This window comes from Nocardia puris (genome assembly GCF_003315035.1).
GTDB classification, from domain to species: Bacteria; Actinomycetota; Actinomycetes; order Mycobacteriales; family Mycobacteriaceae; genus Nocardia; species Nocardia puris.
Map to the genome: position 1 here is coordinate 550,428 of NZ_QNRE01000004.1, position 12,434 is coordinate 562,861.

The 12,434-nt window shown below is 69.7% G+C and carries 7 protein-coding genes; 6 read left to right on the forward strand and 1 reads right to left on the reverse strand.

The features are described 5' to 3' along the window. Positions 1-56 precede the first annotated feature (56 nt). From DFR74_RS15555 to DFR74_RS15580, 6 genes are all read left to right on the forward strand, one after another. A complete protein-coding gene (locus DFR74_RS15555) occupies positions 57-593 on the forward strand; it encodes a DUF732 domain-containing protein (protein ID WP_067509758.1) in 537 nt (178 codons plus the stop codon). Next, entirely contained in the window at positions 590-1,570 is a 981-nt protein-coding gene (locus DFR74_RS15560) for a cutinase family protein (RefSeq protein WP_084537727.1), read from the forward strand. The genes DFR74_RS15555 and DFR74_RS15560 overlap by 4 nt, the downstream gene beginning before the upstream one ends. 165 nt (positions 1,571-1,735) lie before the next feature. Then, positions 1,736-2,755, forward strand: a complete 1,020-nt coding sequence (locus DFR74_RS15565) for an LLM class F420-dependent oxidoreductase (protein ID WP_067509754.1) — start codon at positions 1,736-1,738, stop codon at positions 2,753-2,755. Between the two features lie 194 nt (positions 2,756-2,949). Then, entirely contained in the window at positions 2,950-4,869 is a 1,920-nt protein-coding gene (gene fadD32 / locus DFR74_RS15570; protein WP_067509752.1) for a long-chain-fatty-acid--AMP ligase FadD32, read from the forward strand. Between the two features lie 110 nt (positions 4,870-4,979). Next, entirely contained in the window at positions 4,980-10,325 is a 5,346-nt protein-coding gene (gene pks13, locus DFR74_RS15575) for a polyketide synthase Pks13 (RefSeq protein ID WP_084537725.1), read from the forward strand. Then, a complete protein-coding gene (locus DFR74_RS15580; RefSeq protein ID WP_067509750.1) occupies positions 10,322-11,866 on the forward strand; it encodes an acyl-CoA carboxylase subunit beta in 1,545 nt (514 codons plus the stop codon). The genes pks13 and DFR74_RS15580 overlap by 4 nt, the downstream gene beginning before the upstream one ends. Before the next feature lie 58 nt (positions 11,867-11,924). On the opposite strand, the gene DFR74_RS15585 is transcribed toward DFR74_RS15580, so the two are convergent. Next, positions 11,925-12,422, reverse strand: coding sequence for a peptidylprolyl isomerase (locus DFR74_RS15585; RefSeq protein WP_067509748.1), 498 nt, complete (start codon positions 12,420-12,422; stop codon positions 11,925-11,927). Positions 12,423-12,434 lie beyond the last annotated feature (12 nt).

Consider the following 12,434-nt stretch of genomic DNA (forward strand, 5'->3'; position numbering starts at 1 on the left):
CCATTACCCTGGGGGCCGACCGATCCCCCCTGCCGACAGATCGAGGACAGACATTCATGCATCGGACCCGTGGAAAGGTATTCGGCGTCGCGGTGGCCGTGGCCGCCACCGCCCTGCTCACCGCGTGCGGTGACAACGACTCCACCGCGTCGAGCACCCCGACGCTGACCACCACCGCGGCGGCGCCCACCTCGGCCGCGGCGCCGACCGGCGCCGAGAACCACGAGGACCACGGCCAGACGCCGGCACCCGCCCCCGAGACGACGCCGCAGGCCGAGACCCCGGCCCCCGAGCGTCCGCAGCCGGTGCCGACCGCCGAGACCCCGCAGGGTTCGGCCGACCTCAGCGAGCGGGACCAGAAGTTCCTCGACGCGCTGAAGGAGCAGGGCATCACGCCGTACGGGCCCGATATCGCGCTGAGCATCGCGGCCTACGTGTGCGACGGCACCGCCTCCGGGGTGTCCGATCAGGAGATCACCACCTTCGTCAACGCGATGGCCGGTGCCGACCCTTCCTTCGACCCGGCCAAGATGCCGGTCGAGAAGGCCGGTGAGATCTACATCCAGACCGCGAAGTCGACCTACTGCCAGTGAGCGCGCGTCGCGGTGCCCGATCCCGCAGGTCCCGGCCGGCGGGCTGTCTGGTGTTCCTCGCGGTGGTGGCGCTGCTCGTCATCATCGTGATCGCGCTGTGGTACCTGCTGGCCGGGCGCCTGCGGGTGCCCGAGCCCGGCCCCGGGCCCGAGCCGCCGCCCACCACCCAGCCCGAGACCTGTCCCGATGTGCAGCTGTACTCGGTGCCGGGCACCTGGGAGTCGAGCAGCGTCGACGATCCGTACAACCCGTCGGCCAATCCCGCCTCGCTGATGCTGAACATCTCCGGGCCGCTGCGCGCACAGTTCCCCGGCGACCGGCTCGACGTGTACACGGTGCCGTACGTGGCGCAGTTCTCGAACCCGATCGCGATTCCGCCGGACGGTCAGCAGTCCTACAACAACAGCCGGTCCGAGGGCACCCAGCGCCTGATCGACGCGATGACGGCGCGCGCAAGTGAATGCCCCTTGACGACCTATGTGCTGGCGGGCTTCTCCCAGGGCGCGGTGATCGCGGGCGACGTGGCCGCCCGCATCGGCGCGGGTGAGGGCCCGGTCGCCGCCGACCGCGTGCTGGGCGTCGCGCTGCTCGCCGACGGTCGCCGCACCGGCGAATCCGGGCCGGGCCAGGCCGTCGAGATCGGCCCGCCGCCGCCCGGCGTGGGTGCCGAAGTCGCGCTGGCCGGGTTGAACGTGCCCGGCATCACGATGACCGGCCCGCGTGAGTTCGGCCCCCTCGGCGAGCGCACCTTCACCATCTGCGCGCCGGGCGACCTGATCTGCGATTCGCCGCGCCAGGCGCTGAATCCGGTGAACTGGGTGCCGAGCGTGCTGACCCTGGTCGGCGCGATCGGCAATCCGGTGCACAACCTGTACAACGGCTATGTCGTGGACGGCAACGGCACCACGGCGACGCGGTGGACGGTGGGGTGGGCGAGCGGCCTGATCGAGTCGGCCCCGCGCCCGCCGCATTCGTGAGATGGCACAAACCACACCCTCGCGGCGTGTGCCGGGCACCGCGCTCGGAAGACAACGCACAGGAGTTCGTCGGTACGTTGTAAAGTGCGCTGATGATCGCGACGTACGCCCGAGTATCCGGGGCTGTGTCGCGCCGCATTTCCTTACAGCCAGGAGCATGAGTTCATGACACAAGCCGCCGCACCGGCCGGTGAGCTGACCGCGCTGGGCACCCCCGCGCGTCCTTTCCGCTTCGCGGCCGCGGGCGAGGGAAACAAGCAAGAGGGTGGCGCGCGCAAGTTCGTGCAGACGGCGCAGCAGGCCGAGGAGTACGGCTTCGACACCTTCGTCGTGCCCGACCACCTCGGCGACCAGATCGGCCCGATCGCCGCGCTGGGCGCGCTGAGCCAGGCCACCGAGCGGATCCGGCTGGGCACCTCGGTGCTGGCCAACGGCTTTCGCCATCCGGTGGTGCTGGCCAAGGATCTCGCCACCATCGACGTGCTCTCCAAGGGCCGCCTGGAAGTGGGCATCGGCGCGGGCTGGAAGCAGGACGAGTACCTCGCCGCCGGCCTCGACTACGACTCGCCGGGTGTGCGCCTCGCCAAACTGGACGAGACGCTGACGATTCTGGACGTGCTGCTGCGCGGCCAGGAGTGCCACTTCGAGGGCAAGTACTACAAGGTCGACGGGATCAAGGGCACGCCGCGGCCGCGGCAGGGCCCGCGCCCGCCGATCTGCACCGGCGGCGGCGGACCGAAGATGCTGCGCCTGGCCGCCAAGCACGCCGACATCATCTCCGTCGTTCCGGTCACCACCAAGAACGGCAAGGGCCTGCTCTCCGGCATCACCCTGGAGAAGACCGTGGAGAAGGTGAACTTGATCAAGGAGGCCGCGGGCGACCGCTTCGCCGAGATCGAGCTCAACTGGGCGATCACCGCGATCGTCATCACCGACGACCGGGAGAAGACCGCGGAGATGGCGCTGTCGGCCATCGATCGCGGCCTGCACCCGGACCTGGAGGTGGACACCAAGCTCTCCGTCGAGGACATCCTGAACTCGCCGTACGTGGCGATCGGTAGCTTCGAGGAGATCGCCGAGCAGATCCGCCGTGTGCGGCAACTCACGTCGATGTCGTACGTCGGGGTGTTCCCCACCCAGATGGACGCTTTCGCGCCGGTTATCCCCCTGCTGCGGGAAGAGTGAACGGGTCATCTCTGTAACATGACCCTGGTTTGAATACATCTAGCCGATAGCGGTCACCGCGCAGACCGCAGGAATAATCCGCAGGCTGTCGTCTTGTCACGAGAGCATCCGCGGGCGAAAGCGAGTCGGGGCCTCACAGGTGAACAGTGGTGTACGCACCGCCGTTCAGGGTGCGCCTCGGAGGAGAAGAAGGAATGGAAGAGACTTTCGACGACTACCTGGACGAAACCGGGAACATCCGAATTCCCGAGGATCACACCCTGGTTGATCACGTCGAGAAGCACACCCGCAATGACGCGAACACGCTCGCGTACCGCTACATCGATTATTCGCGGGAACGCGATGGTGAGGTACACGAGCTGACGTGGCAGCAATTCGGGGTGCGGCTGCGCGCGGTGGCCGCCCGCCTCCAGCAGGTCACCAAGCGGGGTGACCGGGTCGCGATCCTGGCCCCGCAGGGTCTGGACTACGTGGTTTCCTTCTTCGCCGCGATCTACGCGGGCACCATCTCGGTGCCGCTGTTCGACCCGGACGAGCCCGGTCACACCGACCGCCTGCACGCGGTGCTCGGCGACTGCCAGCCCTCGGCCATCCTGACCGCCAGCTCGTCGGCGGCCGGGGTGCGCCAGTTCTTCCGCGCGCTGCCCGCCGCGCAGCGCCCGCGCATCATCGCCGTGGACGCCATCCCCGACAGCGTCGGCGAGACCTGGGTGCGCCCGGACCTCAAGATCGACGACATCGCCTACCTGCAGTACACCTCGGGTTCCACCCGCGTGCCCGCCGGTGTGGAGATCACCCACCGCGCGGTCGGCACCAACCTGCTGCAGATGGTGGACGCGATCAACCTGGACTGGAACTCGCGCGGCGTCACCTGGCTGCCGCTGTTCCACGACATGGGCCTGCTCACGGTGATCCTGCCCGCGGTGGGCGGCAAGTACATCACCATCATGTCGCCGAGTGCGTTCGTGCGGCGGCCCTACCGCTGGATCAAGGAGCTGGCCGCCGTGTCCGACGGCGCGGGCACCTTCGCCGCCGCGCCGAACTTCGCCTTCGAGCACGCCGCCGCGCGCGGTTTGCCCAAGCAGGGCGAGTCGCTGGACCTGTCCAACGTGATCGGCCTGATCAACGGCTCCGAGCCGGTGACCACGTCCTCGATGAAGAAGTTCAACGAGGCGTTCGCGCCGTACGGCCTGCCCAAGACCGCCATCAAGCCCTGCTACGGCATGGCCGAGGCCACGCTGTTCGTCTCGGCCACCAAGGCCGAGGACGAGGCCAAGGTCACCTACGTCGACCGCGACGCGCTGAACGCGGGCCGCATGGTGAAGGTGGAGCCCGGCACCGACAACGCGATCGCGCAGGTGTCCTGCGGTTATGTCGCGCTGTCGCAGTGGGCCGCGATCGTGGACCCGGAGACCGTCGAGAACGACGGCGGCGGTCATGAACTGCCCGACGGCCGGGTCGGCGAGATCTGGCTGCACGGCAACAACATGGGCATCGGCTACTGGGGCCGCCCGGACGAGACCAAGAAGACCTTCCAGAACAAGATCACCGAACGCCTGCCCGAGGGCAGCCACGCCGAGGGCACGCCCGAGGACGCGAACTGGATGCGCACCGGCGACTACGGCGTGTACTTCGAAGGCGAGCTCTACATCACCGGCCGGGTGAAGGACCTGGTGATCGTGGACGGCCGCAACCACTACCCGCAGGACCTCGAGTACTCCGCGCAGGAGGCCAGCAAGGCGCTGCGCCCCGGCTTCGTCGCGGCGTTCTCGGTGCCCGCCAACCAGCTGCCCGCCGAGGTGTTCGAGCAGGGCAGCCACTCCGGGCTGAAGACGTTCGACGCCGACGACGCCTCCGAGCACCTCGTCATCGTCGCCGAGCGCGGTCCCGGCGCCGGCAAGGCCGATCCGCTGCCGATCGCCGACGCGGTGCGCGCGGCGGTCTCGCAGCGCCACGGTGTGACCGTGCGTGACGTGCTGCTGGTGCCCGCGGGCTCGATCCCGCGCACCTCCAGCGGCAAGATCGCCCGGCGCGCCTGCAAGACTGCGTATCTGGAGGGAACGCTGCGGGGTGGTTACACCCAGCAGGCTTTCCCCGATGCACCGGAAGAGTAAGAGCCCAGGGTGAGCTAGAGGCCGGTCACCGGCGCTCGGCGCGGACGTGTTCCGAGCCGGGCGCCATTTCGCGGCGCGCCCGGTACGGAGACAGGTAGCTTGAGGAACTGATGGCTGACAACGAGGGCACGCCCGCCGAGACGACCGAGACCGCACCCGTCGCGCCGACGGCTTCCGAGGTCGCGCCGCCCGCCGACATCACGGTGAGCGAGGTGCGAGAGTGGTTGCGCCGCTGGGTCGCCGACGCCACCGGGCAGGCGATCGAGCAGGTCACGGTGGACCGGCCGATGGAGGAGTTCGGCCTGGCCTCGCGCGACGCGCTGGCGCTGCACGGTGACATCGAGGAGATCACCGGCGTGGTGCTGGCGGCCACCGTCATCTATCAGCATCCGACCATCGCCTCGCTGGCCGAGGTCATCGTCAACGGCGAGCCGGAGCTGCCGGCGGAGTCGGCCGACGACGCCTTCTACGCCGGATACACCCCGGGCGAGGCGCACGACATCGCCATCGTCGGCCTGTCCACCCGCCTGCCCGGCGCGGGCGACACCCCCGAGTCCACCTGGGACTTCCTCATCAACGGCGGCGACGCGATCCGCGAGCTGCCCGAGGGCCGCTGGGAGGAGTTCACCAGCGATCCGGCCACCGCGAAGCTGATCGAGGAGAGCAACACCCTCGGCGGCTACCTGGACCAGGACGTGGTCAAGGGCTTCGACGCGGAGTTCTTCGCCATGTCGCCGGTCGAGGTGGAGCGCGTCGACCCGCAGCAGCGGCTGATGATGGAGCTCACCTGGGAGGCGCTCGAGCACGCCAGGATCCCGGCCAGCGAGCTCAAGGGCGAGCAGGTCGGCGTGTTCGTCGGCTCCTCGACGCAGGACTTCCAGCTGATCGCGGCGCTGGGCCTGGGCGATCGCGACCCGAGCCTGCCGATCTCGGCGGAGGCCTACGCGCTGCTGGGCGCCTCGACCGGCATCATCGCCAACCGCGTCTCCTACTTCTTCGACTTCCGCGGCCCGTCGGTCACCGTCGACACCGCGTGCTCGTCCACCATCGTCGCCGTGCACCAGGCCGTGCGCGCGCTGCGCGACGGTGACGCCGACCTGGCGCTGGCCGGCGGCGTGAACATGATCCTCGCGCCGGTCGCCTCGCTCGGCTTCGAGAAGAACGGCGCGTTCGCGAAGAACGGCCGCATCAAGGCGTTCTCCGCCGACGCCGACGGCATGATCCGCTCCGAGGGCGCGGGCCTGGTGGTGCTCAAGCGCCTGGCCGACGCCGAACGCGACGGCGACAAGATCTACGCCGTGATCAAGGGTTCCGCGGTGAACAGCGACGGCCGCTCCAACGGCCTGTTCGCCCCCAACCCCGACGCGCAGGCCGACGTGCTGCGCGCCGCCTACCGCGACGCGGGCATCAAGCCGTCCACCGTCGACTACATCGAGGCGCACGGCACCGGCACCCTGATCGGCGACCCGATCGAGGCCGACGCGCTGGGCCGGGTGGTCGGGCGCGGGCGCGACGCCGACAAGCCCGCGCTGCTCGGTTCGGCCAAGACCAACTTCGGCCACCTGGAGTCCGGCGCGGGCGCGGCCAGCCTGGCCAAGATCGTGCTGGCGTTGCAGCACAACGTCATTCCGCCCAACCTGCACTACGCGGGCCCGAACCCCTACATCCCGTTCGAGCAGGCGAACCTGAAGGTCGTGGACACCCCGACCGAGTTTCCGCGCTACAGCGGTGTGGCCACCATCGGCGTCTCCGGCTTCGGGTTCGGCGGCACCAACGCGCACTTGGTGATCCAGGAGTACGTGCCGGCAGCCGCGACGGAAACCGAAGCGCCGCAGGTCGATTCGGACGGCGAAGAACTGGACGCCGAAACCACCGACGTGGTGGCCGAGGCCACCGAGATCGTGGCGGAGGCCGAGGCCGCCGAGGCCGAGCCCGAGTGGTCGCCCGGGCGCGAGGAGCCGCTGCCGGTGATCCTCGCCGTGTCGGGGTACCTGCCCTCGCGCCGCAAGCGCGCCGCCGCCGAACTGGCCGACTGGCTGGAGGGCGCGGGCAAGGACGCGCCGCTGGCCGATGTGGCGCGGGCGCTGGCCAAGCGCAGCCACTGGCGCTCGCGCGGTGTGGTCGTCGCCAAGACGCACGAGGAGGCCGTCGCCGGTCTGCGCGCCATTGCCGCGGGCAAGCCCGGCAACGGCGTGTTCACCTCCGACGCGCCCGCCGCGCAGGGCCCGATCTGGGTGCTCTCCGGCTTCGGCGCGCAGCACCGCAAGATGGGCAAGCAGCTCTACGCGGAGAACGCGATCTTCCGCCGCGCCGTCGACGAGGTCGACGAGCTCGTGCAGGACGAGGCGGGCTACTCGATCCGCGAGATGCTTCTCGACGACGCCCAGGACTACAACGTCGGCACCTCGCAGGTCGGCATCTTCACCATCCAGATCGGCCTGGCCGCGCTGCTGCGCGCGCACGGCGCCGAGCCCACCGCCGTCGTCGGGCACTCCATGGGCGAGGTCGCCGGAGCCTACATCGCGGGCGGTCTCGCGCTGGAGGACGCGGTGCGCGTGATCTGCGCCCGCTCGCGCCTGATGGGCGAGGGCGAGCAGATGATCAGCGACGACGACGTGCGCAATATGGCGCTGGTCGAGCTGAGCGCCGACGACGTGGCCACGCTGCTCGCCGACTACCCCGACGTGGAGTGCGCGGTGTACGCGGCGCCCACCAACACGGTGATCGGCGGCCCGGCCGAGCAAGTGCAGGCGATCGTCGCGAAGGTCGAGGAGGCGGGCAAGTTCGCGCGTGTGCTCCCCACGCGCGGCGCGGGCCACACCTCCCAGATGGACCCGCTGCTCGGCGAATTGGCCGCCGAACTGGCCGGCATCGAGCCGACCGAGCTCACCGCCGGCCTGTATTCCACGGTGCACAAGGAGACCTACTACCGTCCCGGCAGCGACCCGGTGCACGACGAGGACTACTGGGTCACCAACATGCGCCACAGCGTGTACTTCACCAACGCGGTGAAGCTCGCCGTGGACGCCGGCCACACCACCTTTATCGAGCTGGCGCCGAACTCGGTCGCGCTCATGCAGGTGCTCGGCACCACCTACGCGGCCGGGCTGCACAACGCCCAGCTCATCCCGACGCTCAAGCGCAAGGAAGACGAGTCGGCGGGCGTGATCTCGGCGCTGGCCCAGCTCTACGTCAACGGCCACGCCGTCGACCTGCCCTCGCTGTTGCCCGACGGCGACTACGCCGACGTGCCGCGAACCCTGTTCCTGCGCAAGGAGTTCTGGCCCAAGGGCCGGATGGCCGCCGGTGGCGGCAGCGGTCGCGCCCCCGGCGCGCACGTCGCGCTGCCCGACGGCCGCCACGTGTGGGAGGTGCAGGCCTCGGCCGTCACCGAGCTGCCCGCGCTGGTGCGCGCGGCCGCCGCGCAGGTGCTCGGCGACGTGGCGCTCGGCGCGTCGGTGCCGCACGGCGAGCTGCCCGCCGCGGGCACCCTGACCACCACGCTGACCCCGCACCTCGGCGGTGCGTCGGCGCAGGTGCATGCCAAGGAGGGCAACGCCTTCCGGCTGCTGTTCGAGGCCGTCGTCACCTCCGGAGCGCCGCTGCCGGAGGCCGTCGCCGCGCAGCCCGTCACCGAGACCGCCGCGGCGCCCGCCGAGGTGGAGGTCGTGGAGAGCTTCGGCGACCGGTGGGACCCGAACGGCAGTCAGACCCTCGAGGACCGGCTGGCGCTCATCGTCGCCGAATCCATGGGCTACGCCGTCGAGGACCTGCCGATGGAGATCCCGCTCATGGAGCTGGGTCTGGACTCGCTGATGGCCATGCGCATCAAGAACCGCGTGGAGTACGAGTTCGACATCCCGCAGTTGCAGGTGCAGGCCGTGCGCGACGCCAACCTGCACGAGGTCGGCAAGGTGCTGCGCTACGCCATCGAACATCGCGACGAGGTGCAGGCCATCGCCGAGCGCCAGGCCGCGGGCGAAGACGTCACGGTGGACGCCGATTTCGTCGCCGCCGCGCGCGCCGCGCTGGAGGCGGGGGAGGATCCCGTCGCGGCGGCGAAGGACGCGGGGGCGGAGGTGCCGGTGGCGCAGGCCGCGACCGCTACGGCGGAGTCCGCTGCCGCGACTGGTGCATCCGCCGGCGTTACCGCCGAGTCCGCTACCGCTGCCGGTGGGTCCGGCTCCGTGAACGCCGAGTCCGGCGCCGCTGCCTCGACTGTGGAGTCGACCGCCGCCGCGCCGAGTACCACCGGAACGGCGACTGCGACGCCGAGCACCACCGAGCTATCGGCCCAAGCGAAGTCCACCGGAACCACCGATATCGCCGCTGTCTTCGGTGGCACCGACCCCGCCGAGCCGGCCGACACCGAGAACGTCCCGCCGCGCGACGCGGCCGAGCGCCTGGTCTACGCCACCTGGGCGATCGTCACCGGCAAGTCGGCGGGCGGCATCTTCAACACCCTGCCGATCCTCGAGGAGGAGGTCGCCGAGAAGCTGGCCGAGCGCCTCACCGAACGGGTCGGCGCGGAGGTCACCGTCGACGACGTGCTCGACTCGGAGACCATCGAGGAACTCTCCGACGTGGTACGTGAGCTCCAGGACAGCGGCGCCGACGTGGACGGTTTCGTCCGCCCGCTGCGCGCGCGCCCGGACGGTTCGAATGCCGTGCCCGTCTTCGTGTTCCACCCGGCCGGTGGCAACACCCTGGTCTACGAGCCGCTGCTCAAGCGCCTGCCCGCCGACACCCCGATGTACGGCTTCGAGCGCGTCGAGGGCTCCATCGAGGAGCGGGCCCGCCAGTACCTGCCGGAGCTGCGCAAGATCCAGGGCGAGGGCCCGTACGTGCTGTACGGCTGGTCCCTGGGCGCGGTGCTCGCGCTCCAGGTCGCGCAGTTGCTGCGCGCCGAAGGGGCGGACGTGCGCCACGTCGGCCTGATCGACCTGGTCATCCCGGTCGAGGACGAGGACAACAGCCCCTCCGAGCGCGTCCGCCGCATCGAGCGCTACCAGGCCTTCGCCAAGAAGACCTACAACGTGCAGGGTGAACTCGACCGCGAGCAACTCGAGACGCTGGCCGCCGCCAGCGACGAGGAACAGTTCAAGATGATCGGCGATCTGATCAAGCTCAGCGGCACGAAGATCCCCGGCGGCGTGCTCGAACACCAGAAGCATTCCTGGGTGGAGAGCCGCGAGCTGGCCAAGATCCAGCCGAAGCCCTACGGCGGCCACGTCGTGCTCTACCTGGCCGATCGCTACCACGACGGCGCCATCGAGCTCGAACCGCGCTACGCGCACCGGCGGCCCAACGGTGGCTGGGACGAGTACGTGCAGAACCTGGAGATCATCCATATCCCCGGCGATCACTTGCAGATCATCGACGAGCCGCGCATCGGCACGATCGGCGCCGACCTGACCGCGAAGCTCACCGGGATCGAGGCGAAAGGGGCCCCGTGAGCACTACTGCCGAGAAACTCGCCGACCTGCGTAAACGCCTGGAGCTGGCGCAGGAACCGGCGGGTGAAGCGGGGGTCACCAAGCGGGCGCGCAAGGGCATACCCAGCGCCCGCGACCGGATCAACATGCTGCTCGATCCGGGCACCTTCGTGGAAATCGGCGCCCTGGTGCGCAAACCGGGCGACCCGGCCGCGCTCTACGGCGACGGCGTGGTCACCGGGCACGGGCTCGTCGACGGCCGCCCGGTCGCGGTGTTCTCGCACGACCAGACCGTCTACGGCGGTTCGGTCGGCGAGATGTTCGGCCGCAAGGTCGCCTACATCATGGAGTACGCGGCCCGGGTCGGCTGCCCGGTCGTGGGCATCAACGACTCCGGCGGCGCGCGCGTGCAGGAGGCGGTCACCTCGCTGGCCTGGTACGCCGAGCTGGGCCGCCGCCAGGAACCGCTGTCGGGCCTGGTGCCGCAGGTGTCGATGATCCTCGGCAAGTGCGCGGGCGGCGCGGTGTACGCGCCCATCAACACCGACGTGGTGGTGGCGACCGAAGAGGCGTACATGTTCGTCACCGGTCCCAAGGTGATCCGCGAGGTCACCGGCGAGGACGTGAGCCTGGAAGAGCTCGGCGGCGCGCGCAGCCAGGCCGAGTACGGCAATATCCACCACGTCGCCAAGGACGAGGAAGCCGCCTTCCGGTGGGTGCGCGAATACCTGAGCTTCCTGCCCACCAGCTGCCAGGAACCGCCGCCCATCGTGAACCCCGGGCTGGAACCGGAGATCACCGACTCCGATCGCGAACTGGACTCGATCGTGCCCGACTCCGACAACGCGGGCTACGACATGCACGAGATCCTGCTGCGCATCTTCGACGACGGCGATTTCCACGAGTTCGGCGAGACGGCGGGCCGCAATATCATCACCGGTTTCGCCCGGGTCGACGGCCGCAGCGTCGGTGTGGTCGCCAACCAGCCGATGGTCTACGCGGGCGCCCTGGACGCGCGCGCCTCCGACAAGGCCGCGCACTTCGTGCGGCTGTGCGACGCGTTCGAGCTGCCGCTGGTCTTCGTGGTGGACACCCCCGGCTTCCTGCCGGGCGTGGAACAGGAGAAGATCGGCGTCATCAAGCGCGGCGGCCGGTTCCTGTTCTCCTTCGTGGAGGCCACCGTCCCGAAGGTCACCGTGGTGATCCGCAAGTCCTACGGCGGCGGCTACGCGGTGATGGGGTCCAAGCAGCTCGGCGCCGACGTCAACCTGGCCTGGCCCACCGCCCGCATCGCGGTGATGGGCGCGGAGAGCGCGGTCAGCCTGATCGGCGCCCGCCAGATCGAGGCGGCGCCCGAGGACCAGCGCGCGGCGATCCGCCAGCAAATGATCGACTTCTACAACGCGACCGTCGCCACGCCGTGGGTCGCGGCCGAACGCGGATACATCGACGCGGTCATCGAACCGGCCACCACGCGCCTGGAGATCCGCAAGGCCCTCCAGCTGCTCCAGGACAAGACGATCTCCCGCAATCCGCGCAAACACCACCTGCTGCCGCTCTAGAACGCGGATCGGGCCGTATTCCTCGCGGAATACGGCCCGATATGTCGTCGCGGGTGTCTCAGGCGACCGTCGCCGACGTGATCACCACGTCGTCCAGCGGAACGTCCTGGTGCATACCGGCCGAACCGGTGGCCACGCCGGCGATCTTGTCGACCACCTCGGTGCCGTCCACCACGGCGCCGAACACCGCGTAACCCCAGCCCGAGGGGGTGGGCGCGGTGTGGTTCAGGAAATCGTTGTCGGCGACGTTGATGAAGAACTGCGCGGTGGCCGAATGCGGGTCGTTGGTGCGGGCCATCGCGACCGTGTACTTGGTGTTCTTCAGGCCGTTGCCCGCCTCGTTCTGGATCGGGGCCTTGGTGCCCTTCTGCCGCATACCGGGCTCGAATCCGCCGCCCTGGACCATGAAACCAGGGATGACGCGGTGGAAGATCGTGCCGTTGTAGTGGCCGGCGTTCACGTAGTCCACGAAGTTCTGCACCGACGCGGGCGCCTTGCTCTCGTCCAGTTCCAGGACGATCGGTCCGAAATTCGTCTCGAGATTCACCTTGGTCATACCCCCACCTTT

Bases quoted from the DNA above. Each gene is read 5' to 3' on its own strand.
- DFR74_RS15555 (WP_067509758.1), top strand. From the start codon at position 57: ATGCATCGGACCCGTGGAAAGGTATTCGGCGTCGCGGTGGCCGTGGCC.
- DFR74_RS15565 (WP_067509754.1), top strand. From the start codon at position 1,736: ATGACACAAGCCGCCGCACCGGCCGGTGAGCTGACCGCGCTGGGCACC.
- fadD32 (WP_067509752.1), top strand. From the start codon at position 2,950: ATGGAAGAGACTTTCGACGACTACCTGGACGAAACCGGGAACATCCGA.
- pks13 (WP_084537725.1), top strand. From the start codon at position 4,980: ATGGCTGACAACGAGGGCACGCCCGCCGAGACGACCGAGACCGCACCC.
- DFR74_RS15585 (WP_067509748.1), bottom strand. From the start codon at position 12,422: ATGACCAAGGTGAATCTCGAGACGAATTTCGGACCGATCGTCCTGGAA.